Origin of the sequence: Alicyclobacillus tolerans (genome assembly GCF_900142255.1) — a bacterium.
Lineage (GTDB): Bacteria > Bacillota > Bacilli > Alicyclobacillales > Alicyclobacillaceae > Alicyclobacillus_I > Alicyclobacillus_I tolerans.
The window spans coordinates 31490-56254 of the sequence record NZ_FRAF01000001.1; the positions used below are offsets into that span (position 1 = coordinate 31490).

The following is a 24765-nucleotide window of genomic DNA, read 5'->3' on the forward strand; positions in this document are numbered from 1 at the left end:
GTATATCAGGAATGGAAAGACTAGAGGTGAAGCTGCAAATGATGAATGAGGAATCCAAAATTGAACCGCATACGTTTATTTTATTCGGAGCAACAGGAGATTTAGCCAGGAGAAAATTAATTCCAGCCCTTTACAACATGTATCTTCGTGGACAAATCCCTGCAGACACCAGAATTGTAAATGTGGCTCGTTCAGCTTACGACGATCATGGATATCGCACCCTAGCAAGAGAGGCTATGCGTGAGTTTGCTCCAAAATCCATAACCAAGGAAGACACCTGGAACGATTTTGCAAAAAAAATGTTTTATTGCCAACTAGATGCTTCCAATCTTGACCATTATAAGAAGCTTGTTAATATGGTTGAGGAGATTGAAGCGCATTCGAATACAAAAAATCGTCTGTTTTATCTGGCTATGGCACCTGATTTCTTCGCAACCGTAACACAAAATTTACAAGAAAGTGGATTGTCCCATACTGAAGGTTGGAGAAGACTTATTATTGAAAAACCTTTCGGTCACGACTTCGCCTCTGCTGAAGCGCTAAACAATGAATTGCGCAGCGTTTTTGAAGAAGACGAAATTTACCGCATCGACCACTATCTAGGCAAAGAAATGGTACAAAACATTGAAGTCATTCGCTTTGCGAATTCCATTTTTGAACCGGTATGGAATAACCGTTCCATTTCCAATATCCAAATTACTTCCAGTGAGACTGTGGGCGTAGAAGACCGGGCTTCCTATTATGAACATGCTGGTGCGTTACGCGACATGGTTCAAAACCATATGTTGCAAATGGTTATGATGATTGCCATGGAACCACCAAGCCGTTTGAAAAATGAGGCCATTCGAGATGAAAAAGTAAAAGTTTTACGCTCGCTACGTCGTTTCTCACCTGAAGAAGTAAAAGATCATGTGATACGTGGACAATATGGCGTTGGAACCATGAATGGGCAACAAGTACCTGCTTATGTTCAAGAAAAAAATGTAAATCCTTCTTCAGAGACAGAAACCTACGTAGCAGCCAAATTGTATGTAGATAACTTTCGCTGGGCTGGCGTACCTTTTTATATTCGGACAGGCAAGCGTCTTTCTGTCAAATCAACTGAGATTGTGATTCAGTTTCGAGATATGCCAAAACATTTATATTTTAATCAAGATGGCAATCTTGGCCCCAACTTGCTTGTCATTCGTGTCAATCCTGTAGAAGGTATGTATATACAACTCAACGCCAAAAGACCTGGTACAGATGAAATGGTCGTGCCAGTAGCCATGGAATTCAGTCAGCCACTTGATGCATCCCAAGAAGCTTACGAGCGTCTTTTTTATGACGCCATGCGCGGAGATTCTACTTTCTTTACACGTTGGGATGAAGTATCACTTGCTTGGAAATTTGTCGATCCGATTGCCGAAGCCTTCACAGAAAAGCGTTTGCCGCTTCATCATTATACAGCGGGAAGTCATGGCCCTGAAGCTGCAGATAACTTGCTAGCAAAAGAGGGACATCGTTGGTGGCCTGTTTATGGACAGGAAACAGCATCTGTGGAAGCTCGCTTAGAAAAAGAAACGGCTACACTACGGGAGGGAAAAAATCATGAAAATCCATGATATTTCTATGAGAATTTACCCTGATATGGCTGTATACAAAAATAAAGATGAGAAAAGGCCTCAATTTGAAATTACATCTAATTTTATCAATGGTGAAGGTGTTCGTGAAACCAGATTACATATGGATGCTCATACAGGTACACATGTAGATGCTAAACTTCACATGTTAGCTGGACAGAATAGCATAGACACTTTGCCTTTAGAACAAGTAATACGAAAAGTTCGTGTGATAGATTTTACACATGTGGACAAAGTGATTGAGGTTTCCGATTTACAAGCGATTTCACCAGAAAAAGATGATTTTTTACTGTTTCATACGGCTAATTCCAATGATGAGATATTTAATCCTGAATTTGTATACTTAAGCGAACAGGGTGCTCAATATTTGGTCGAAAAACAGATTGCTGGAGTAGGAATAGATGGATTAGGGATTGAACGAAGCCAGCCTGGTCATCCAACACATAAAATTTTATTTGATGCCAACATCGTCATTATTGAAGGCTTGCGCCTAGCACACATTGTACCAGGTGAATATTTTATGGTTGCTGCTCCACTTTATATTGAAGGAATTGAGGCTGCTCCCGCTAGAGTTGTTCTCATAGAAGGTTTAACATAAGATAAGTGATTTACTTCTTAAGATGTCAAAAAAATCCTCGTTGGAGACAGCGGGGATTTTTTTGACATTTTTTTTGCTCGACCCTCAAAAAGAGAAGACTACCAACGCAACCTTTAATTGAACACAGATACTGTTGAATTGATAGAGTAGTTTATCATCGAATTACATGATTTAGGAGGATTAGCAGATGATGAAAAAGAAAACAATTGGTTTGGCTGCAGCAGTTGCAACGCTTGCATTTTCTGGAATTACCGCTTATGCTGATGGAAGTAATCATTTTCAATCCCAATATGAAGCAAACAGTAAAACAGAAGCTTCCCTATGGAGTCAAGTACAAAGCAATTCCTCGAATACTTCTGTAAACCAACTTATTTCGACGGTTTCTGATTTAAATACACAAATCAATACTTTATATAATACCGAGCAAAACTTAGAAAATGACAAATCCACTTTAGATAGTTTTCATTTTTCTTTGCCTCAGCAACAACAAGAATTAAAACAATTAAATGAACAACGCATGAAAATTCTAATCAAATCTGATAGCGCCTGGAAACTTGTTGTAGCGTATTGGCAGGCCATGCATGTGGTAGGAAGAAATTTTATAAACTTCCATCCACCTATGCCGCCCCGCGGTCCCAAAGGTCCTCATGGACCCATTGCTGCACCGCTCCAACAATTCATTCAAGCTCGAAATCAATTTACGGATACATTTTCGACTGGATGGGGCAATATGAGCGCTTATAATCTGTTGAAATTGGCTATCCAAGAGCATAACCAGACACAGAAACAACTATGGAAAATTGACGAAAAGATTGCTGAACTCAAGCATGATGATCTTGGGAATTTTAAGCAGCCCTTGAACGATGCTATCCCACAACTGCAAGCTACCATTCTTCATTTGCAAAAAACAGAAATCAGTTATACAAAACTGATTATTGAAATGCAATCAGAAAGTACATCTAGTACGACTTATGGAAATTCCTCTGATGGAGTAACAATTACCAGTGTGAACTCCAGTACAGTTCAATCCTAAATCCAAGTCAGTTCTCAATGCGTTATTCTTTTTCTTCATAAAAAAATGAAAGGGGCTGTCCCTCAGTCATCTACGATGACTTTTGGGACAGCCCCTTTCATTTTTTTGAATAAAATTACTCTTCCCACTCATACTATGATGGGGAGATGAAGTTATGTGGCATTCTATTTGGCAATGGTTAAAACAGCTCTTATCCATAATGAATCGTGGTAATGTACCTGCCTTTGCAGCTGTACTTGCATTTTTTGCATTTTCTTCACTCATTCCTATTCTCTTGCTACTTGTCATGTTAGCTATCTGGTTAGTTCCCGATCCACACGTGGCTTCTAATATTGGCTCTACTTTATCCAACTATATCCCCAATATTCCTGATTTAAGACAACTCATTAATTTAAATTCTGAACGTCTCTACCGTCTTAATAAAGAGGTACGTTGGTTTAGTATAATTGGATTGTTTTGGACATCCGTAGGTGGTTTTCTTTCCTTGCAACAAACGTTTGACATGATGGCTGGCATTCGTAGACGTCGTTCTTTTATCAAGCAATATTTGATAGGCTTTGTTATGATGTTTGTTCTTTTATTTCTTACCTTATTATCTGGTATCGCTGTACAAATATTTCAAGTCGTGGGTCACACACTTCCCGCTCCATTTTCTTGGTTACGTTGGTTCTCATTCTTCCTGTTCCCGATACTCTTATTTGTAACGTCATTGCTATGTTACAGACTTTTACCTTCGATTCCCCCTCCTTGGCTCTCTGCGAGCGCAGGAGCCTTATTCAGCACCGTGATTATCTATATAGCTAGAGATTTGTTTCTACTCTATGCAGCTCATATGGGTCAATATGAATTGATTTATGGAGCACTGAGTTTTATAGAATTGCTTGCATTTTGGTTCTATATCCTAAGTTTTATTTTTCTGCTAGGAGGTGCCTTGATGTTTACAATCTCCAAACCCAAAAAGGAAGGTTATCCATCCATGATTCCCTCCACCTTTACAAAGAAAGTAGGATAATCTTATTCAGAAAGACCTAAACTCTTAGTAGGCAATACATGGTTTTTTCTTCTTTTTTGTATTCGATCAAAGAGAAATTTAATGGTATTCGCTGAACACAAAGCTAGCAGTAAATAAATTTGCCCGCCCCACAAGGACATACTTAAAATACTTAACGTAGCGGAAAGGCAACCAAAAACAATTTGTAACTTTTTGCGTCCCGGAGTTGTCGGTGGATCTGTCAGCATGAAAAAAGTAAAAAAGAGCGTCATGTTAATAAACGGCGGTCGCAAAGCATCTGCAGGCGTAAATGATACAGAACCCCAATGAAATATAGCAAGAATGAGCATTCCTGAAAAAAAAGTAGCAAGAAAAGATAGGACCTGTGGAAATTTCCGAACACGATTGGTCATCCAAAAACCTGTAATTATAAGAATGATCATCCACCAGGATGATTGAACTGAAAACGCCCCCCACCAACTTTCCTGAGCCCCCCAAAACCAAACCGCCAATAATAGAGCAAAAGCTGCTGGATTGAAAACAGGTTTTCGACCATGGCTTAAAAGATGTTTTGACACCATAGCCAGTGTCACAGTTGCAAAAATAATCCAAATCGATTCTTGAACTCCTAAAATCAACCCAATAATCCACCCACTGATACATGCTCCATCGGAAAATTTTCGCGGATAGGCACGCCATATGGCTACAATGGCATCGATAAAAACTGCAAAAACGATAGCAATCAGTATATGAAAAATTCCCGTCAATGAGCCACTCGCTAAAAAGTTACTAACAGATAACAGGAGTAGAATGACCATTAAAGTCCCTTTAGGAGTAGACATATATTTTTTTAATGAATGCAAATTTACTTGTTGTTTTCGTTTTGGAACACGTTTGTTTTTTCGCAATGCCAATAGTCCTCCATTTTTTTAGACATTTGCACACTTCCGTCAGATAAAACAAGTAATCCCTCAATACCTGCCTCTTCCAGACGAAGGAATCCTTCTTGAGGGGACAGGAGCATCATCACCGTGGAAAAACCATCTGCCAACATAGCATTTGGAGCCATAACTGTAGCGCTTGCTACATGGTGAGGAGATTGTTTATCTACTCCAGAGATGATGTGATGTTCTCCCTTAATAACGGGACTAAGACGTTCATAGCCTCCAGAAGTGCATACAGACATAGCATCGGAAAAAAGTAAATATCCTATTTTCTTTTCTGGAGAAAACGGATTGCGAATAGAAATCTTCCACGGCTCACCATTAGGTTGTATACCTCTGGCGATCACATCTCCACCAGCATTGATACAAAATCCTGGATATTCAGAAAAACAATGAACTACCAAATCAAGTGCTAGCCCTTTTGCGGTAGCTCCCACATCCAAGAGGAGCGGTTTCATTAAGCGAACGGTTTTTTTCTCCACATCAAGCTTTACATCACGATAGGAAGCATTAAAATCTATGTTTTCGCATAAATCCAATTTGTTTCCTGTCAAATAATTTGTGACAAAACCACCCTTCTCTAGCCATCCACCTATGGTCGGGTCAAATCGTCCATGAGTCATCTTGGCCAATTCTAAACTGAATTGGATAACCTCGAATAATAGAACAGGTACTTGAACATCCTCACCAATTTGTTGTGAAAGACGTCGTAACGCACTGTGTTCAAGAAAACGACTGCAGGTTTCCTCTACGATGTTGAAAACTGAAATTGCTTGTTGCAAATTTTTTCTAACATCTTCAGATGAATTACCCTCTATGGAAACCCAAAAATCAACTTTTGTACCTAAAGCAAGCACTTGATGATGATAGAGTTGAAGTTCTTTGCTCAGGATAAATTCCTCCATTTAAGCCTTTGCAGCTTGCAAAGCCTGATAGACAGCCATAGCAAAATCTTGAGTACTTGCTGTGGCTCCAGAGACAATATCAATTTGCCACGTCTGCTTAGCTTCAACTTCGTTTGGTAAAACCGGATCAATAACGGATTGTGGATAATGAGTGGTACATTGAGTGATCTGCACTTGAGTGATTTTTCCATTCTGTATCGTTACAGAAACACCGACGCTACCATAAGTGTTCGTGCCCACTCCTTGGTAAATACCGTCCTTATAAAGAGAACTACTATCGCTCTTATGTTGAGACTTGTCTGAATTTGATGTTTGATGATTTGCAGAAGTTGTTGTTGATGATAATGCTTTGTGGAATGACCTAGTCTCGTGATGTTCTTTTCCCATTTGATGGAACACCTTGTTGGACTCACTTGCATTTTTTTGATCTAAGATCTGTGGATTTAATGCCTGAACTGTCGGTTCCGTATAGAAAAAACCTGCAGCATAGATAGCTCCTACAGCGGCTGTAGATAATGTTAACCATTTGGATTGAGTAGTTTTGAGCAATCGATAAACACCACTTTCACCCGATTCCTATTCTCCGTCATAGATTAATAAAAGTGGCCTTCTAGGTGTTGAAGTATTTGTCCGATGGTTATGAAGAACTTGTGGAGTCATGAATAAAAAAAGGGCTTGTCCCTCTCGTCATCTTTAGATGACGAGAGGGACAAGCCCTATAGAAAGTTTCACTTTTAAAACATACGTTTGACAGTAGTGATGTGATTGTACCAATACGTTCCAGGATGTAAAGGTGCAATACCTACTTTACCCAAACCGCCGCCTTCTTCAATCATCTGACCATTTCCAATATAAATCGCAACATGACCACCATGGTTAAAAATAACCAAATCACCAGGTTGCATATCCGAAATAGGTACCTGCCAACCTACATCGTGATATTGTACTTGCGAAGCTCCACTCATAACATAGCCGAGCGCATGATGATAAACATAGGCTGTAAAATTAGAGCAGTCAAAACCATACTGACCTCTATCTTCGTTATGCCCCCATCGATAGGGAGTGCCTAACTTACTTTCTGCTACTGTCAATATAGCTTGAAACTTCTCTTCTGGTGTCGCGTGGATTCCAGCTAACGGTTGAACAGATGGCTGATAAGTGACTCCTGGAGGTAGTTGACCGTTATACGCCAATTGAGATTTGACGTAGCTATTGCTGGAAAACGAATAAATGGGTGTACGATGATAAGTTTTTGCCATTGCAATTTGACTGGTAGCAGGCAAAAATACTGCAATGGATGTTAAAGCCAATAAGGCTGCTTTTATTTTCATAAAGTCCTCCCCTTGCCTCCGAGGTTAGTTGACGGGTTAGGACGGAGGTCGCCCATGCGCGTTGGCGCATTCACCCCAAATTGTATCCCCCGTACCCTAAATGGGATTCGGCTGTTTTTTGGTTCGGACTTTATGCTAACAAACACTTTGTCATAATTTCATTGCAAAATAGTTAGAAAGAAGTCTATAGTTTTCCAAACGATTTTCTAATTCATGAGCTTTACTCAAAACTGAATCAAATTTCACCGATACGGAATGAGGTACTTCTCGAGTTACAATTCCCTCAGCTTTGACGACCACTTGATGGGCTGGCAGATGTGCCCAAAATGAAAAGAAAGCAACAGCAATTACCATTAAAGCCGCAATAGATTGGGGTACTTTTATAAAAAAGGAACGAGCTTTTAAACCAAATATTTTACCCATTCGAGATTGATTTTGTAAGTGCCGTTGAGGAAATACATACACTTTAGCATGAGTAAGTAGCGTGTCTGTTTCTGTAATTTGCTGATTCTTGTTTTCTTGAATCATGAGATTACGGTAAGATACATATTCTTCAACTTCTTGCCGACATTTTTCACAATTCTGTAAATGGCGCTCAAAACGTTTATTTTCAAGTTCGGTAAGTAATCCAGCCACATATCTCAAGCTTAAATCACACAATTGCATGGATTGCCTCCCGTCTCCCCCAGTTTTAACCAATCTTTCTCATCATGTAGACCCATTATACGAAAAAACCCCTAAACTTGACCAGTATTTTCTCAATCTCTCTTTTCATTTTTGTAGGAATACTGACTGGATCAAAATTCGCACATCAATGGATTGCTTTATGTCTTGTTTCACCAATAATTTGCATACTGCAGCAAAATTATATACGGTTGAATGAAAAAGCAGGAGGCTTATTGGAGTATGGAAGTTAAATCTATTTATGAAGCGATTGGCGGTCAAAATACAATAGCCAATCTGGTTGACATATTTTATACAAAAGTCCAAAAAAATGAACTCCTACGTCCTCTATTTCCAGAAGACATAAAACCTGTGCGTGATAAGCAATTGATGTTTTTGACTCAATTTTTTGGAGGGCCTTCGCTTTATACAAATATGTATGGTCATCCAATGTTAAGAGCCAAACATCTTGCACATCCTATTACTCAAGCTCATGCGAGCGAATGGATACGTTGTATGGAAGAGTCACTCAATCAAATTGGGATAGACCATTCTGTTCAGGAATTTATGTTAGAACGACTTCGATTAACGGCTCAACATATGATTAATCGTTGAAGATTGGAATGCTTAAAAAATGAAAAAATCAGATTTCAAACTGACTTTTTCGGGAGTGGTAATAATGAATAACCTTCCTTAATTCTTTGAACTCCTTCTTCACAAACTCCATAGGAGCGCCAACTGCATGTACTACAAAGTACGGCTATATCCGAAGGATGCATATGCTGACGAATTCTACTTTCAACTGACTGCCAAGCCAGTTTTTGACCAGAGTGTAATCCTAATTTAACTAGAATCTGTTGATCGCGATCTGCAACATTTTTATCTTCACAATGATAACATTGATTATCAGGAAAATAATGACACAATTCATCTGGTCCCGTGACAATAAGTACTTCTGTTTGTGGCTCTATTCTCAATTGGTTATAAACATTCTTCATATGCTCCACGAATTCTTTTGAATAACCCATTCCTCGAAAGCCAAGCATACATAAAAGATGATGTCCGCGCAATTGAATCAAATCTGTCACCCTTCGATTTTTTAATCTGTGTATAGAAAACTAAACTTCTCACATAATAACTTTGCAGTCCAAAATCATTTTTGAAAGGGGAACTGAAAATGGCAAACAACAACGAAAAACTCGTACCAAGCCGTGCCCTGGATCAGATGAAATGGGAGATTGCAAATGAGTTTGGTGTTAATCTCGGAGCAGAAACGACTTCACGTCAAAACGGCTCCGTAGGTGGGGAAATCACCAAGCGTTTGGTCGCATATGCAGAAAGTCAATTATCCGGCCAAATGAAGTAAGCAAGGAAAACCTTTGGTTTAGAAAATAATTCTTAGCGAGCCTATCCATACACACGGATAGGCTTTCGCGTATAATAAGGATATTCCTTCCCACTGTCATTTGAAGAAGATTGATTTTATTTTTGAACAATATTTTTCTGCATCCAGCGAGCAACTTGGACGTCATTCCAATCATTTTTCGCCTGTAATTGTTCAATTACACGTTGTTGAACAGCTAAAGGTTTATTCTGACTCAATTTTTTGCAACCTTCAACTAAATCAATCTCAACTTTAAAACCTACAATAGCTTTCATCATTTGTTGATAATAATGCTGCTTAGAATCCATAGGAAGTTTTGAATGTGGTTCATATGCATATATCAGTTTTTCAAGAATTTCTTCTAACTCGATTTCGTCTTTAACCAACCGACAGGTTCCTTGAATATGTACAGCCACATAGTTCCAAGTTGGTACCGATTGAGGAAGATCATACCATTCCGGTGAAATGAATGCATGCGGGCCAGAAAAGATACATAAACAAGGGCTACCATCCATTGTTCTCCATTGAGAGTTGGCTTTGGCCATATGCGCAAGCAGCATTTGTTTATCTTTGTCATAGTACATGGGTAGATGTGTGCAAAGAGGATGATTGTCCTCTGAAGTTATAAGTAAGGCAAAGGAATGACGAGTTATAAACTCTGAAATTTCATCTTCATCTTGCCATTGAAACGATTTTGGGATATACACTCCCACTCACTCCCTCGCTCGTCACCGATTTCGACGATCCGCTCACAAAAAATTGTAACATGTTGACGCAAGTTCCTTTGAGACCATGGGTTACTTCACAACAGAAATTTTGTATATGTTGTGTTACCTTTTTATGAATCATCTTTTCAGTAATGAACTATGAATTGAAAGGATTATCCCTGGTATGAAACATGAAAACTTGTACTTAAAACGTATTTATATACCAACTGATCCTTCTGACGGTACACGTATATTAATCGATCGATTATGGCCGCGAGGAATTCGAAAAGAGGAGGCTTACGTTGACATTTGGCTAAAGGAAATTGCACCAACAGATAAATTACGGAAATGGTTTCATGAAAATCCTGAACAACGGTTTTCTGAATTTCGTATTCTCTATAATCAAGAATTAACAACTAGTCTAAGTCACCAAGAAGCCCTAAATAAAATTAAAAAATGGGTGACAGAAAGCCCCGTAACACTCGTTTACGGAGCCAAGAATGAGTTAATCAATCATGCAGTAGTACTCTATGATTTTTTACTTGACTATTTATAATCTTGATTTCTGTAACCGGTTTCGATCTTAATAGACAAAAGTTAACTTTCAGATATTTGTTAAAGATAAACCATTCAAAATTCAGTCAGCAACTAGTTTGTCTGGTTTTTCCCGAGAGAAGAACCATTGAATATGAAATCTGTCACTGAATATGGTTGAACAGAAATAGTTTTACCAAATTGATGAAAATGTTGATAGGTAATACCACTACTTTTTTCTCCATACGTATATTCTATACCCGTTCCATTGGGCCGAAAACCTTTTAAATCCAACGAGACCTGGTAAACTTTATTTGGATTCTTGTTGATAATCATGACAGCCAATTTACCGTCTCTTAATTGCGTTGCATGTACAGCAATATCGGATACAGAAGCAGTAGAGCCAACAATAGTGGCCCCCGGCTTTACAAGGTCTCCAGCTAACTCAAAACCATAATAAGTTGGAAATGGCGTATTTACGGGTGGCTCAGTAACAGTATTTCCAGAACTGGTTGTAACTGAACTACCATTAGACAAGAGCCCATAGTCGCCGTACGTAGTATTTCCATAGAGCGAAGGAGAGGTATTTCCTGCAAACGCCCCGTTATGCAAATCCCACCAATCTACATTAGCTGCTCCAGACTGTAGCCAACTTAACATATCATCATCCAGAAAGAGTGCGTTAACTAAACTTGTTGTCTGTTTGCCTGGATTATATGAGACAGAATTTGTTTCAGTTACGAATACTTTTAATCGCTTTGCTGCCGCTGGACTCAGGTCATTCGAAATCTCTTGACGCAATTCGGACATCATGAGAGGATTCTGGCTGGTAGAAGACAGCAGTCCACTATCTGATTCATTTCCAGGATTCTGAGCATACCAATGAACAATCACAAAGTTTACTGCGTCCGGATCCTGCTTTAAAGTATTTAAAACTGTCTTGTTCCAATCTGCTGGTGTTTTTACTCCCCATGGCCAATTAAATGGACAGGTTAAAACAACTCCAATTTGAATTTTAGGATCTACTGCTTTCATAGCTTTAGAAAATTGAATAACATTCTGGGCATAAGTTTGAGGACTTTTTGAATGGTGTAAATCAATTTCCCATTGGGCTCCGTAAAATCCATTTCCATAAACTTCATTACCTATTTCCCAATATTCAACATGGTCGTGATGTAGGATATTGGCATACTTTACTCAAGCTGCTGCTTCCTGTGGTTCACCACCACCAGTACCAGAAAAATTGGAACCATAGTTAACAGTAATAATAGGAGAAGCGCCTGCTTTTTTGGCAACATTCATGAAAGCGTTAAAATTAACGTTTGGATCAGCTCCTCCAGCATTTGCATCAATGGTTGTGCCAGTTTCCCAATTATAGTTATCTGCCGTAGAACCACCCGGAAAGCGTAAAGCTTCGACACCTATCGTTTTAAGCATTTTGGGGATGGATTTATCCAGTAAATTTTGATCCCAAGCAGCTGTATTCACACCAATAGCTGAGGGTGATATTGTCGCTAAAGGATCTTTTGTATTTACGGTAACCAGAACAGAATTACTCGAGTTGGCAGCTGTATTAGGCGAGCTGTTACTTGAATGATCACTATTCTTATCAGCCATGACTGAAGGTGCGATAGCTACACATAAAGTCATAGCTGCACCTACACTTAAAAACATTTGTCTTAACTTAGGCACAACAACATCCTCCAATCTTATAATGTGGAACTTATGTCTGATGACATTTTCGAAAGCGCTTTCGAAAATATTGTATAACAGCCAGAGAAAAAAATCAACTAAATTATTAGAATATTTTTCATATATAGAATAGATTGGAATCGGTAAAAGATACGAATGAATATGTCTTGCGTATTCATTTAATTGATTTTCTTCAGCAAAGAACAAAAACTCCTATAGAATTCCGCTTCCAATGCTGCTGCATGAATTGCATCCATATTTATATTTGTAAGATATGACTTCACAGTTAGATAAGCGAATACATAGCCAGAGCGTGGAGGCATTCCCGAAAATGGGAGGAATGAGGGATGGCGGGTAAAAAGTATTTGCATCTTTAAATCATCCAACTGATCCTCACTCTGCATCATATCATGCAATTTTTCATCATTCGCCTGAGTCCAAAGGAAAGTTTCTGGCGGCACAAAACAATATTCATAGGCCGGACGATCAGGCTGAATGCTCTCTGAAAAACATATGGATAGCCCCTCTGTCATACAGCGATCCCAAACGTTAGTATTAAAAATATCACGTTGAAGCATTGTTTGTCGTTTCCAATGGTGAGCTTCATGAGCAAGCAGCAACTCAATCTCTCTTAAATCTCCACCTGTAGACTCTAAACAAAGAACAGTAATAGAGCGATTTTTGTATATAGTGGAATAAATAGTGGTACAATCTAGCCCGACTATCACATAAATATCCTGTTCATTTAGGGGATATTCAAGTAACTGACACAAACGTTCCGTAATTTCCACAATGCTTTTCTCAAAAGACATCATATCTGTCATTGAATGATATAAGGATAGATATTTTTCCCAATCAATTTGTTGAACCTTTTGTTTTATTTGAGATAAAGACATAAAATTTTTTGGCTGAAAATGAATTTTATTGAGTATATCCCAGTTCTTTTGAAGATAATCTTGAAAAAAGATAGCCTCATTGTTTAGAATCCGAGAATTATGAGATAAACGAGAAATACTATCCATAAAATCACGGTAAATCCAATTCCAATTCACCCATACCCCTTCTCTCCAACCTCAATAATTCGTTGCCAAAAGATTTTTTAAGCTCATTTTAAGTATTACACAAAATGGTTTTGACGTTCTCTAAGAAAATTGTGACACGCTTTTTCATCGTCTAAAATTTAGTTTAAATTGTTTACATGATCATCGCTATTGCTAAAATGGTAAAATTTCATCTTAGGGTTAACTTGTTGAACAAGCCATGAATCACTGGTTTTTTCGAAAATAGTAATTCAGCTTGGCTGAGCGGAGTGAGTATATGAAACCTTTTTTGAAGTGGGCTGGAAATAAACATCGCATCATGGATAAAATTCGAGAACTTCTACCGCATGGTCGACGCTTAATTGAACCTTTTGCGGGTTCAGCTGCCGTATTTCTTAATACAGATTATAAAGAAAATATACTTAATGATATGAATTCCGACCTTATCCACTTGTTTATGACACTTAAAGAATATGGATTGTCTTTTATCGACGAATGCAAACAGTTATTTATCGACGAAAATAATACACCCCAAGCTTATTATCAATTAAGGGAAGAATTTAATCAAACAACTGACCTCATCCGTAAAGCAGCATTGTTTCTTTATTTAAATCGACACGGTTATAACGGTTTGTGCAGATATAACTCATTCGGTCATTATAATGTCCCGTTTGGAAGATATAAAAAACCATATTTTCCATACAAAGAAATGGTCATATTTTATCAAAAAGCACAGACAGCTCATTTTATTTCAGAAGACTTTGAATCAGTAATGAACCAAGCAGAATTGGGAGATGTCATTTATTGTGATCCACCGTATGTACCAATTTCCCAAACAGCCAACTTTACCAGTTACCATGCTAATGGATTCGGTCCAGAAGAGCAATTGCGTTTAGCGAAAGTTGCAGAAGAACTTTCTAAAAAAGGAATTCCTGTACTCATCTCTAACCATTTTAGTGATTTTACACTAAAGGCCTATTCCTTAGCTGAAATTTCAATTTTTGACGTACAAAGATTTATTAGTTGTGATGGAAAAAAACGCAAAAAGGTAACAGAACTACTTGCTTTATTTTCAGGAAAGAAATCCATATAGGATTGAAAGATTTTGGTTTAATTTATTAAATTAAACGTAAAATTCCAGCCTTTACGTTAGTGAGGTAGTCGAAAATGAAAATGTAACTCTCAGACCTTAAAGTAATCTCTTTTCCAATTCAATCTCATCGTGTATCTCAATATCGTGATCGCCTTTTAAAGGTATGGTTGGTTTGATGCACCTTGCTTCGTCAATGGCTCCAGGATACACAGCGGTTATTCTATACCCCCGCTTTTGATAAAAACGCAGTGCATCCAGGTTATCATTGCTTGTAATAAGCCATACTCTCCGACACCCTCTGCGCGAAGCCTCTTGTTCTACAGCAGCAAGTAATCGAGTGCCAACACCGCTTGCTGGAGAAAGAGCATTAATGCTCATAAGTTCACAATTATTCTCCATATCAAAACGGTATGTAGCAGCACCAACATATCCGTTTTCATCTTTAGCCATCACCGAGTGGAGGTCATGAAGGTAAAATACATGACCTCTACTCACCATGGCTTCACCTCCCCATTCTACTTGCCACAGTTGATTGAGCCAGCGCAGATCCTCTTCTTCGTTTGGTGAAAAAATCTTTATTTTCAAATGATCATTCATTCAATAATCCTCCCATCCCATCATACAAACAAAAATTAACATACAACCATTTGAAACTCTATTTAGAGATACCAAAAACCCACAAGACATTCGCCCTGTGGGTTTGGAAGACTGCAAGAAGCAAGCCTGTAAGCCGAGTTCTGTACTCCGGTGCTACAAACGGCACTCTCGTCAAGTGCAAAACAATCAAAGAAATGCCTCGCACGTGTGGAGCAGCAATCATCTATCTAGGCCGACTGTTGCCAGCCAGCTCAAGCAACCTACCCGAGTGCGTGACGGGCAGCCACATTTGCACTCCTATGCGGTCTTGCTCCAGGTGGGGTTTACCTAGCCAGCTTGTCTCCAAGCTGCTGGTGCGCTCTTACCGCACCGTTGCAACCTTGCCTGTACCCTTAAGAGAGCCATCGGCGGTCTACATTTCTGTGGCACTATCCCTAGGATCGCTCCCGCCGGACGTTATCCGGCACCCTGCCCTATGGAGCTCGGACTTTCCTCCCATGCGGCCTTTCGGCACTGCATCGGCGATTGCCCAGCTTACTTCTACAGCCTAGATGATTAAGTATAAAGATTAAAACAGATCACCGCAATACATCGAATATTCCTCCAGAGGAAACACTTAGATCCAATAAAACGGATCGGCCGAAATTACAGGAACTTCAATTTTTACTTCGCCAATATGGTTTACTAATTCCTGCAAACGTTGGGCAAGCACAGGAAGCGATAGCTGTTCCATAGCTGCGTGCGTACAGTCGACAACCGCCAGTCCAGCATCTGTAGCATCTACAGCTGCATGATGATTGATATCAGCCGTCACTAATACGTCAGCCGATTTTTCCAGAGCTACATCCATAAAATCTCGACCACTACCACCCAGTACTGCTACACGAGCGATTTTTCGATCGGGCAAACCACTAAATCGAATGCCGCTTTGCCCCATTCTGTCTTTCACTCGTTGAGCGAACTGTTGAAGTGTCATGGGTTGCAAAAGTTGACCAATCCGTCCAAGACCGATAGTTCTGTCCTCAGCCGTAACGCCAGTTGGAACAAGAATCTCTACATCCTGTAGTTCAAGATGTTCTGCCAAAATGTCATTAACTCCACCAGGAGCTACATCCCAATTGGTATGGGCTGCATAAATAGACAAATTTGCTGACAGTGCAATTGCCAGTGCTTGACCAGTAGTCGTATGAGTCAAAATTTTTCGCAACGGATGATAAAAAAGAGCGTGGTGTGTAATTAACATATCCACTTTAGCCTCAACCGCAGCAACAATGATGGATGGTTGAGCTTCTAAAGCAATCCAAATTTTTTGCACTTTTGCTTTAGGAGAGCCGATTTGTAAACCAATAACATCTTTAGGCAATGCCCAGTTTGGATGCGCGATTTCTTCCATAGCATGGATTACATCTTGAACTTCCAAGCATCATCCCCCTCTTTCACTCGATAATTTTGCCTGCCAATTTTTGATCCACTCAATATCACCCAGCAATTCTTGACGACGCTTGTCCGTTTCGAAACGAGGAAGATACGAAATGTTATAGTTAGGGTGTGGCATTTGTTGGAGAATGTTCTGGTATTTCTGTATTTCAACCTGCAAATATTGTTCTACGTCTATGGTTGGCCGCTGTAAATTCAAAGGTCCGTATTGATAGGCCATCCGTTTATCCCACTCATCTGGAAATAACTGATAAGCAACATCAAATGCATACTCATTGCGTATAGCCTGTATACATTGATAAAACCTGCCATCTTCTTTAAGTATTGACTCATCTTGTAGAAAAAAATGATGCTGATAGAGCCACTGTCTGAGCTTAGAATATGCATTCATTGGCTGCAACAGCAACATTCGAGTGTGTTCAACAACTGAGGGCGATTGCATGAGAATTTCTGTTATTGTCGAGCCTCCCATACCGGCAATCACCACTGTGTCCACTTCTCCAGGTTGTACAGTCGAGAGACCATCTCCTAAACGGACGTCAATGAGATCTGTAAGGCCTGCCTGTGAAATCTGCTTACTAGCGCGTTCGACCGGCCCTACCGCAACATCAGAGGCAATAGCTGTATGAATTCTACCCATTTGTACAGCTGCAATCGGCAATAAAGCGTGATCGGTACCTACATCCACCAAGCTTGCTTCAGATGGGATACGTGACAATAGCCATGAAAGACGATAAGAAATTGAAATCGTAGGTTTATGTTCTTCATTCATCATACGCGCATTGTAACTCAGGAAAGAAAGACAATCAAAACCGCAATGCACATTAAGTCCAGGAGGATTTTCGAAGGAGAGTGTACTGAATACGAGCAAAAATTTCCCGCACAGCGTAACGTCTCTCCTGTTTGCCTGATTTCGCTGCATACCCGCTGGCAGGAATAGAAAGTTTTTTAGCAACCGCAAGGGCCCGTGGCAGATGATAATCACTTGTTACAATAATGGCGTCTGCAAATCCCAAGCTGTTCATCAGTAACAAAGAATTGCGAAGATTTTCCCAGGTATCGGAAGATTTGTGTTCTTCGAAAATAACATGCGGCGCTACGCCGTTCATTACAAGAAATCGTTTCATGGAATGTGACTCTGTGACTTTTTCATCCTGACCACGCCCACCGCTCACTATAATAGCTTGCATATACCCCATTCGATATAAGTCTATAGCCGCGTGCAATCGACGAATCAAGGGTGGAGATGGCCGATAACCATCTGTAAAAGCCCCTAAAACAATAGCCACATCTGCTGGAACAGGCCGAATATTACGCCCCTGTGCCGATAACTGTTCTGCCATAATCGCTAGGAGTCGATAAATCAGTAAAGGAGCACATAGGAATAGAAGCAACAAGAATAGAATGGTTTTCCACATTCTTACACCTTCTTTTTAGCCCCTTTTTTCGATCTCTTTGTACACGCTAAGACGTTATTCTCTACAATCGAGAAATAGACCGATTCAATAAAAAGAATCGGTCCAAAAGAATGTCCACTCTTTATCTTACTTTTTAAGAGAATTGATTAGCACCCAAGTTGGCGTGCAATGACAAGACGCTGTACTTCAGACGTTCCCTCACCAATTTCAATGAGTTTGGCGTCACGCAAATGCCGCTCGACGGGGTATTCGCGCATATATCCATTACCACCAAGAACTTGAATGGCATCAAGACAAGTTTGGGTACAGGTTTCAGAAGCAAAAAGTTTGGCAAATGCGGCTTCTTTGGTGTATGGACGATTTTGATCATGCAACCAAGCTGCTTTGTATACTGCATTGCGAGCCAAATCAAGATGCATGGCCATATCCGCCAATTTATTGGAAACCGATTGAAATTTCGATATAGGTTTACCAAACTGTTCGCGACTTTTACTATACTCCAAAGCCGTATCAAAAGCGGCTTGGGCTATACCAATGGCCAATGCGGCAATTGCAACTCGTCCGTTGTCCAATGTGGCTAAAAATTGGCGAAAACCACGATGCAAGGGCCCCAATAAATTTTCTTTAGGAATTCGTACATCTTCCAAGATCAACTCAACCGTATTAGAAGCTCGCATTCCCATTTTTTCATAAGCTTTGCTTACAGAAAAACCTGGAGCATCTGTAGGAACGATAAAGGCACTAATTCCTCGATTTTCTTTGTCTGTCAATGCTGTAAGCACTACATATTTGGCATATCCACCATTGGTATTATATATTTTTGTACCGTTGATGACCCATTCGTCGCCTTTCAAGCGAGCTGTCGTTTTAGTACCACCCGCATCGGAACCTGCACCATTCTCTGTCAGACCAAAGGAACCCAGTGCTTCGCCTTTCGCTAAAGGAACAAGATATTTTTTCTTTTGTTCTTCAGTTCCAAAATGTAAAATCGGCATCGATGCAAGAGAGATATGTGCCTCATAACTCAATGCTGTTCCCGCACAAGCTTGACCAAGTTCTTCAAGCGCCAAGCAGTAACTGATAAAATCAGCACCCGATCCTCCATACTCTTCAGGGATGGGCAAGCCAAGTAAGCCTAGTTTACCCATCTTTTCGAAAATTTCTATCGGAAAACGTTCGGTACGATCTAATTCCGCTGCAATCGGTTTGATTTCTCTCTGCGCAAAATCACGAACGGTTTCCCGAATCATTTTCTGTTCTGGCGTAAAGTCAAAATCCACTCCTATCCCTCCCAAACTCTGTCTTAGAAATTATAGCGATCAAACGAAAGCGCTTGCAATAGGTTGGTATAAAGTCGGAGAATACTGAAGATTGCATTTTGTAGGATGATAGCTTGATAACTGCGTGACAAGTTCACCCTAAAACTGCCTGCTGACTATAGGCAAACCGCTTTTTATGACAATCACAATGATAAACAAAAAAGTCCCTCAGACATCTTGAGTATCTGAGGAGACATTTTCTTACAGCCACTGACATGCTCATGGTTTATTCAAGAAAATCTTTCAAACGTTTGCTGCGGCTAGGATGGCGCAATTTACGCAACGCTTTAGCTTCAATTTGCCGAATGCGCTCGCGCGTGACACCAAACACCTTACCAACTTCTTCCAAAGTGCGAGTACGCCCATCATCGAGACCAAAACGCAAGCGCAATACATTCTCCTCACGCTCTGTTAAGGTATCCAGCACATCTTCCAATTGCTCTTTTAATAACTCATATGCCGCTGCATCCGCAGGAGCAGGCGCTTCATCATCAGGAATAAAGTCTCCCAGATGGGAATCGTCCTCTTCACCTATCGGTGTCTCAAGCGAAACAGGTTCTTGAGCAATTTTTTGGATTTCTCGCACCTTTTCAGGTGTCATATCCATCTCTGCAGCTATTTCTTCAGCAGTTGGCTCCCGACCAAGTTCTTGAAGCAGTTGGCGAGAAATGCGAATCAACTTGTTAATTGTTTCCACCATATGCACAGGTATGCGAATCGTTCTCGCTTGATCGGCAATAGCGCGCGTGATGGCTTGGCGAATCCACCAAGTTGCGTACGTACTAAATTTATAGCCCTTGCTGTAGTCAAATTTCTCCACAGCCTTAATCAAGCCCAAATTACCTTCTTGTATCAAATCCAAAAATAACATGCCACGTCCTACGTAACGTTTGGCGATAGAAACTACCAAACGCAAATTAGCTTCTGCAAGACGTCTCTTGGCTTCTTCGTCTCCTTGCTCGATCCGTTTAGCTAATTCAATTTCTTCAGCAGCAGAGAGCAAAGGAACACGCCCAATTTCTTTCAAGTACATACGAACCGGATCGCTAATTTTAATCCCCGGTGGCATGGACAAATCATTCAAATCAAAAGATTCGTCCGCTTCTTCTTCTAATTCCGAACGATTGGGACCTTCATCGTCGTCTGATTCGTCTCCCAATTCACGAGCATCATCAGTCTGACGCTCATTCACCACTTCAATTCCATGTTCAGCCAGTTGATCAAAAAACTCATCCATGTCGTCTGCAGAGAGAGCAAATTCCGCCAGACGATTGCCAATTTCGTCATATGTCAACCAACCGCGTTTTTTCCCGACATCAACCAATGTTGCTTTTGTGGACTGCAACAGTTGGGTAGATTCTTCATCACGAAGTTTTCCTTCCGTTCCTTTCATCTCATCCTGGCCTCCTCGTCCCCGCCTTTCACAGCAACCGAAAAGCGGGTGGACTTTAGAGCCTCCATCTCACGCATGAGCGCATCGACCCGACTCTTTATCTCTAAAGCCAACGCCGAATTTCCAGCAAGTTGCGCCTGCACAACTTCAGCGATTGCTTCTTTATAAGAACGTTCCAGTATATGGCTTCGTATGGTGCGCAAATAATCCTCCAAGATACGTTTATCGAACGGCACCGAATTGTCTATCAATAGTGCAGAGGCCAACTTGCGCAAATCTTCTTCTTCCAATTCATCGACAAACGTCTCAATCGATGTCTCAGAAGTCAATCGCCAATGATAGAGAAGAGCTAACAAAGCTGTCTGTTCCGGAGTGGCAAGCTCATCTACAGCATGCGATTCTATTTCCGCAAACGCATCGTTATCCAACATCATCCACTGTAAAATTCGTTGTCCCGCCTCTATAAACCCTTTTTCCAGAGGTTTAACCTGCAGTGTCTCCTTATTCTCAATCCTACGATGTTGTCTATGCGTTTTTTTCTCGATAATGCGCATTTCTTCCTTTAGAGAATCCAAAGAAAAATTGAATTCCTGTGACAAATTTCGCAACTCTGCTTCTTTTTCGATGGGAGAAGCACGCACTGCCAAAAGTTGCATTACATGGCGCATATATTGCTGCCTGCCAGCGGAAGAGAGCAAATCAGCAGTTGTACGCAATGAATGGGTAAGAAACTGCAATGGCGTTAAAGCATTAACCTGCAATTGGTGATGAAATGCCTTTGTGCCAAATTCACGAATGAATTCATCAGGGTCGCGTCCATCCGGCAATTGCACAATCCTTACTTCCAAACCTTCCGTCTCAAAAACTTCAACAGCTCTTTTGGCAGCACTGATACCAGCAGCATCACCGTCATAGACAACCGTTACCAAATGACAATCTCGCTTGAGCAATCTAGCTTGCTCTGGTGTCAAAGAAGTTCCCAGACTGGCGACTCCCGTATCAATTCCCGCTTGCCAAGCCGCCATGACATCCATATAGCCTTCAAATAAATAGGCATGACGCTTGCTGCGGATTTGTTTTCGAACTTTCCCATGTTGAAATAACAAATGACCTTTGTGAAAAATCAGCGTTTCCGGTGTATTGAGATACTTGGGCTTTACACCAGGCTCAAGCGCACGACCGCCAAAACCAACAACTTGACCGCGAATATCAAAAATTGGAATCATGAGACGATGTCGAAAGCGATCGATCCATTCGCCTCCAACCCGCACAATCAAACCTGCTAACTCCAATTCTTCCGGGGAATATCCGCGCCTGCTGAGAAAGCGCATCAGCATATTGGCTTGATTTGGCGAATACCCAAGCTGGAATTCTACAGCCGTTGTTCTCTGAATCATTCGCTCATTCAAATACTTAAGGGCTTGCACTCCGGCATCTGAATTCATTAAAATATGGGTATAGTATTTAGCTGCTAATTCGTTAGCCTGAAGAAGGCGTTCTCTAATTTGGGTTTTTTGTTGGTTAATAGTTGGTTCAACAACAAAACCAGCAGGCAGACTCATGCCAGCGCGAGTTGCCAACACTTCAACTGCTTCCATAAACGACAGACCATCATGTTCCATGACAAAACGAATAACAGTCCCCCCGGCACCGCATCCGAAGCAATGAAACATTTGTCTATCGGGTGAAACAGAGAAAGAAGGTGTGCGTTCATTATGAAATGGACACAGACCAGTAAAAGAATGTCCTGTCTTACGCAGCTCTACATGCTCTGAGATGATGTCGACTATGTCTATTCGCTGCCGCAGTTCTTCAAGAAACTCGTTCGGCAACTTTTGCATCAACCATCACCCACTCCGCGGCGTGCCATTTTACCGAACGCTGCGCGAGTTTTGCGCGGCAATATACCACGATGTACTCATTTAAGACTATTCTACAAAGGACGATAATTTTCCTCCTTCGACATAAAAATCAACTTTGTCAGTTTTTGGCGAGTTCGACCGCTCGAAAACTTCCGCTGAACATGCAATTTTAGTACTCATCGTTTAGCATGGGCAGGATATTTAACAACTATGCCCAACCTTAAAAATTTTTTTCAAAATTCTCTTGACAAAACCTTATACAAGTGTATTGAAAGTCCTGTGAATTTATATCTAAATTCTATCTTGAGATTCGTAGCAATCGCTTTTTAGCATTCTGCCCAAAGAGTTTGGTTTGCTTCTTGGATAAGTCCGATTCATCCTGCGCGAGTATACTTTCTTTGCTCATCTCATGGATTCCTTTTAACTTTGTTCTTCATCAAGTATCCAATATACTTGTAAATTCCGATGAATTCGGAGCCAAAACAACTTAATTTCAGGTACAGCTTTAGGTAAGTCGAAACGGGAGCCATGTCCAACATAAGGGGGTCAATCCGCTCAGATTCCTTCTCCTTCGGAATCAGCAAAATTACAACAAAGAGCAAGGACAATCCATCATAATTGTCCCTGACGATGAACCAAATCCAAAACCAAAAGCGCCGTTTCTTCTACAGCTCGATCACTGACATCTATAATGGGACAACCCAGTCTCTTCATCACTTCGTCCGCATATTTCAATTCCAACTCAATTCTCTCTGGACTGGCATAACTTGCATCCGGTGTCAGGCCAAGTGCCTGTAATCGTGCTTGACGTATGCGATTCAATTCCTCTGGACGTATCGTCAAGCCTACAATACGGTGTGGATTTTCCAATCGAAACAATTCTTCCGGTGGTGCAATTTCCGGAACGAGCGGCACATTGGCAACACGCATTCGTTTATGTGCTAAATACATGCTCAACGGCGTTTTAGAAGTCCTTGAAACACCCACAATAATGATGTCAGCTTTTTCCAGACCGCGCGGATCTCGCCCATCGTCATACTTAACTGCAAACTCAATAGCATCCACACGACGAAAATAATCTGCATCCAATTGATGGACCAAACCCGCTTTTAGATGTGGTGCAAATCCATATACTTTTTCCAGCGCCTCAACCATAGGCCCCATAATGTCTACAACTTCAACACGGTACTGGGCTGCCTGTTCTCTCAACGCTGTACGCAATTCGGGCAAAATGAGCGTAAAAGCAATAATCGCTCCTTCTAATTCAGCTCGTCGGACAATTTCTTCTACAGAGCCCACACTATCAATATGCGCAAATCGCCTCAATTGAATATGAGCACCGTCAAATTGGCTAGCAGCCGCACGGACAACTGTCTCTGCCGTCTCTCCAACCGAATCTGAGACCAGATAGACAACCGGATTCTTGTCAGACATTAAGACTCCTCCTCCTCATCTACGCGACTTACCGCGAGAGCGCCAGAATGACGGTTCTGACGGGAGGACGGTTCTCCAAGTTCTACAAACGCTTTGGTAATTGTGGTTTTTGAAACTCTACCCACAACCTCTAACTGGTTAGCTTCCACAGTCCTGACAACAGGAAGCGAGTCAATCTCGTGATGAACCATCAAATGGGCTGCTTCATAAAGGGTCGCTTCTTGTGAAATGGTAACAACATGAGGTACTCGAGTCATCACCAAATGGATTGGAATTTTCTGCATTTCTCCACCATTAATGGCGACCTTCAGTAAATCCTTGCGAGAGACCACGCCTTGCAAAAGACCATCGCGAACAACTATTAAGGTTCCAACGTCCTCCATAAACATGGTAACAATTGCATCGTAGACCGTATTCTTATCACTAAGGACAACCGGAATCGACTTATAATCCTTGACCTGCAATGAGTGAAGCACCGTGACCAATTCGCTGTGTTCAGGCATCCCAGTGTATGTGTATCCAACTCTGGGCCGCGCCTGTAGATAGCCTGCCATGGTCAAGACAGACAAATCAGGCCGTAAAGTGGCCTTGGCCACAGAGAGTGCTTCGGCAATCTGGTCACCAGTAATAGGTCCACGTTCCTTCACCAAACGAACAATGGCAGACTGTCTCTTTGTCAATTCCAAGTCCATCACAACCCGTTCTTTTCTCGCCGTTTTGATTGACACACTACTTGATCAATGCAAGTATAACGAATTATTCACAAGT

General features: G+C 40.8%; 27 protein-coding genes, 1 other RNA gene and 1 riboswitch. Of the genes, 8 read left to right on the forward strand and 20 right to left on the reverse strand.

Annotated elements, in window-relative coordinates; all coding sequences use genetic code 11:
- Positions 1 to 38 precede the first annotated feature (38 nt).
- The 4 genes from zwf (at position 39) to BUA75_RS00195 (ending at position 4265) form a co-directional block, all read left to right on the forward strand.
- Positions 39 to 1604, forward strand: a complete 1566-nt coding sequence (gene zwf, locus BUA75_RS00180) for a glucose-6-phosphate dehydrogenase (protein WP_072872557.1) — start codon at positions 39 to 41, stop codon at positions 1602 to 1604.
- The gene (locus tag BUA75_RS00185) at positions 1591 to 2220 is read left to right on the forward strand and encodes a cyclase family protein (protein WP_072872558.1); all 630 of its coding nucleotides are present in this window, start codon (positions 1591 to 1593) and stop codon (positions 2218 to 2220) included. The genes zwf and BUA75_RS00185 overlap by 14 nt, the downstream gene beginning before the upstream one ends.
- 187 nt (positions 2221 to 2407) lie before the next feature.
- On the forward strand, positions 2408 to 3253 hold the full coding sequence (locus BUA75_RS00190; RefSeq protein ID WP_072872559.1) for a hypothetical protein: 846 nt from the start codon (positions 2408 to 2410) through the stop codon (positions 3251 to 3253).
- 154 nt (positions 3254 to 3407) lie between these two features.
- Positions 3408 to 4265, forward strand: a complete 858-nt coding sequence (locus tag BUA75_RS00195) for a YihY/virulence factor BrkB family protein (protein WP_072872560.1) — start codon at positions 3408 to 3410, stop codon at positions 4263 to 4265.
- A gap of 2 nt (positions 4266 to 4267) precedes the next feature.
- On the opposite strand, the gene BUA75_RS00200 is transcribed toward BUA75_RS00195, so the two are convergent.
- From BUA75_RS00200 to BUA75_RS00220, 5 genes are all read right to left on the reverse strand, one after another.
- On the reverse strand, positions 4268 to 5152 hold the full coding sequence (locus BUA75_RS00200; protein ID WP_072872561.1) for an RnfABCDGE type electron transport complex subunit D: 885 nt from the start codon (positions 5150 to 5152) through the stop codon (positions 4268 to 4270).
- The gene (locus tag BUA75_RS00205; RefSeq protein WP_072872562.1) at positions 5110 to 6093 is read right to left on the reverse strand and encodes an FAD:protein FMN transferase; all 984 of its coding nucleotides are present in this window, start codon (positions 6091 to 6093) and stop codon (positions 5110 to 5112) included. Before BUA75_RS00205 ends, BUA75_RS00200 begins: the two co-directional genes overlap by 43 nt.
- The gene (locus BUA75_RS00210) at positions 6094 to 6642 is read right to left on the reverse strand and encodes an FMN-binding protein (RefSeq protein ID WP_072872563.1); all 549 of its coding nucleotides are present in this window, start codon (positions 6640 to 6642) and stop codon (positions 6094 to 6096) included.
- A gap of 185 nt (positions 6643 to 6827) precedes the next feature.
- A complete protein-coding gene (locus tag BUA75_RS00215) occupies positions 6828 to 7424 on the reverse strand; it encodes a C40 family peptidase (RefSeq protein ID WP_072872564.1) in 597 nt (198 codons plus the stop codon).
- A 1-nt stretch (position 7425) separates the two neighbouring features.
- Positions 7426 to 7547: riboswitch (cyclic di-AMP (ydaO/yuaA leader) on the reverse strand.
- A gap of 27 nt (positions 7548 to 7574) precedes the next feature.
- A complete protein-coding gene (locus BUA75_RS00220) occupies positions 7575 to 8090 on the reverse strand; it encodes an anti-sigma factor family protein (RefSeq protein ID WP_072872565.1) in 516 nt (171 codons plus the stop codon).
- A gap of 240 nt (positions 8091 to 8330) precedes the next feature.
- Here BUA75_RS00220 and BUA75_RS00225 point away from each other — a divergent pair, with 240 nt between their 5' ends.
- Positions 8331 to 8702 carry a globin domain-containing protein gene (locus BUA75_RS00225; RefSeq protein WP_072872566.1) on the forward strand — a complete coding sequence of 124 codons (372 nt, stop codon included), beginning with the start codon at positions 8331 to 8333 and terminating at the stop codon, positions 8700 to 8702.
- Between the two features lie 35 nt (positions 8703 to 8737).
- On the opposite strand, the gene BUA75_RS00230 is transcribed toward BUA75_RS00225, so the two are convergent.
- Positions 8738 to 9166, reverse strand: a complete 429-nt coding sequence (locus BUA75_RS00230) for a DUF1284 domain-containing protein (RefSeq protein WP_072872567.1) — start codon at positions 9164 to 9166, stop codon at positions 8738 to 8740.
- Between the two features lie 98 nt (positions 9167 to 9264).
- On the opposite strand from BUA75_RS00230, the gene BUA75_RS00235 reads away from it, so the two are divergent.
- The gene (locus tag BUA75_RS00235) at positions 9265 to 9453 is read left to right on the forward strand and encodes an alpha/beta-type small acid-soluble spore protein (RefSeq protein ID WP_072872568.1); all 189 of its coding nucleotides are present in this window, start codon (positions 9265 to 9267) and stop codon (positions 9451 to 9453) included.
- Positions 9454 to 9569: 116 nt separating this feature from the next.
- Here BUA75_RS00235 and BUA75_RS00240 read toward each other — a convergent pair whose 3' ends face one another.
- On the reverse strand, positions 9570 to 10178 hold the full coding sequence (locus BUA75_RS00240) for an FMN-binding negative transcriptional regulator (protein WP_072872569.1): 609 nt from the start codon (positions 10176 to 10178) through the stop codon (positions 9570 to 9572).
- 199 nt (positions 10179 to 10377) lie between these two features.
- Between BUA75_RS00240 and BUA75_RS00245 the strand changes: the two genes are divergently transcribed.
- Positions 10378 to 10734 (forward strand): DUF488 domain-containing protein, encoded by a 357-nt coding sequence (locus BUA75_RS00245; RefSeq protein ID WP_242650211.1) that lies wholly within the window; start codon positions 10378 to 10380, stop codon positions 10732 to 10734.
- A 92-nt stretch (positions 10735 to 10826) separates the two neighbouring features.
- Here the strand turns inward: BUA75_RS00245 and BUA75_RS00250 are convergent, their stop codons facing one another.
- From BUA75_RS00250 to BUA75_RS00260, 3 genes are all read right to left on the reverse strand, one after another.
- On the reverse strand, positions 10827 to 11747 hold the full coding sequence (locus tag BUA75_RS00250; RefSeq protein ID WP_072872571.1) for a glycoside hydrolase: 921 nt from the start codon (positions 11745 to 11747) through the stop codon (positions 10827 to 10829).
- 162 nt (positions 11748 to 11909) lie between these two features.
- Positions 11910 to 12611 carry a hypothetical protein gene (locus BUA75_RS00255; RefSeq protein WP_072872572.1) on the reverse strand — a complete coding sequence of 234 codons (702 nt, stop codon included), beginning with the start codon at positions 12609 to 12611 and terminating at the stop codon, positions 11910 to 11912.
- On the reverse strand, positions 12584 to 13456 hold the full coding sequence (locus BUA75_RS00260) for a DUF2268 domain-containing putative Zn-dependent protease (protein WP_072872573.1): 873 nt from the start codon (positions 13454 to 13456) through the stop codon (positions 12584 to 12586). The genes BUA75_RS00255 and BUA75_RS00260 overlap by 28 nt, the downstream gene beginning before the upstream one ends.
- Positions 13457 to 13700: 244 nt before the next feature.
- On the opposite strand from BUA75_RS00260, the gene BUA75_RS00265 reads away from it, so the two are divergent.
- Positions 13701 to 14537, forward strand: coding sequence for a Dam family site-specific DNA-(adenine-N6)-methyltransferase (locus BUA75_RS00265; protein ID WP_242650212.1), 837 nt, complete (start codon positions 13701 to 13703; stop codon positions 14535 to 14537).
- Positions 14538 to 14633: 96 nt separating this feature from the next.
- Here BUA75_RS00265 and BUA75_RS00270 read toward each other — a convergent pair whose 3' ends face one another.
- The 10 genes from BUA75_RS00270 to ccpN all read right to left on the reverse strand — a co-directional run bounded on the left by BUA75_RS00270 (position 14634) and on the right by ccpN (position 24689).
- Positions 14634 to 15134: a GNAT family N-acetyltransferase gene (locus BUA75_RS00270; RefSeq protein WP_072872575.1), complete on the reverse strand. Its 501-nt coding sequence runs from the start codon at positions 15132 to 15134 to the stop codon at positions 14634 to 14636.
- Positions 15135 to 15247: 113 nt separating this feature from the next.
- An RNA gene (gene rnpB, locus BUA75_RS00275) (RNase P RNA component class A) lies at positions 15248 to 15675 on the reverse strand.
- Between the two features lie 75 nt (positions 15676 to 15750).
- Positions 15751 to 16554 carry a Nif3-like dinuclear metal center hexameric protein gene (locus BUA75_RS00280; protein WP_083573948.1) on the reverse strand — a complete coding sequence of 268 codons (804 nt, stop codon included), beginning with the start codon at positions 16552 to 16554 and terminating at the stop codon, positions 15751 to 15753.
- A gap of 3 nt (positions 16555 to 16557) precedes the next feature.
- Positions 16558 to 17343 (reverse strand): tRNA (adenine(22)-N(1))-methyltransferase, encoded by a 786-nt coding sequence (locus BUA75_RS00285; RefSeq protein ID WP_165611910.1) that lies wholly within the window; start codon positions 17341 to 17343, stop codon positions 16558 to 16560.
- A 52-nt stretch (positions 17344 to 17395) separates the two neighbouring features.
- Positions 17396 to 17989, reverse strand: a complete 594-nt coding sequence (locus tag BUA75_RS00290) for a YdcF family protein (protein WP_072872577.1) — start codon at positions 17987 to 17989, stop codon at positions 17396 to 17398.
- 146 nt (positions 17990 to 18135) lie between these two features.
- A complete protein-coding gene (locus BUA75_RS00295) occupies positions 18136 to 19269 on the reverse strand; it encodes an acyl-CoA dehydrogenase family protein (RefSeq protein ID WP_072872578.1) in 1134 nt (377 codons plus the stop codon).
- A 265-nt stretch (positions 19270 to 19534) separates the two neighbouring features.
- A complete protein-coding gene (rpoD, locus tag BUA75_RS00300; RefSeq protein WP_072872579.1) occupies positions 19535 to 20701 on the reverse strand; it encodes an RNA polymerase sigma factor RpoD in 1167 nt (388 codons plus the stop codon).
- Positions 20698 to 22542 carry a DNA primase gene (gene dnaG / locus BUA75_RS00305; RefSeq protein WP_072872580.1) on the reverse strand — a complete coding sequence of 615 codons (1845 nt, stop codon included), beginning with the start codon at positions 22540 to 22542 and terminating at the stop codon, positions 20698 to 20700. The genes rpoD and dnaG overlap by 4 nt, the downstream gene beginning before the upstream one ends.
- A gap of 633 nt (positions 22543 to 23175) precedes the next feature.
- Complete coding sequence (locus tag BUA75_RS00315) at positions 23176 to 23997, reverse strand: pyruvate, water dikinase regulatory protein (RefSeq protein WP_072872582.1); 822 nt, start codon at positions 23995 to 23997, stop codon at positions 23176 to 23178.
- Positions 23997 to 24689: a transcriptional regulator CcpN gene (gene ccpN, locus BUA75_RS00320; RefSeq protein WP_278247820.1), complete on the reverse strand. Its 693-nt coding sequence runs from the start codon at positions 24687 to 24689 to the stop codon at positions 23997 to 23999. The genes BUA75_RS00315 and ccpN overlap by 1 nt, the downstream gene beginning before the upstream one ends.
- Positions 24690 to 24765: the final 76 nt, after the last annotated feature.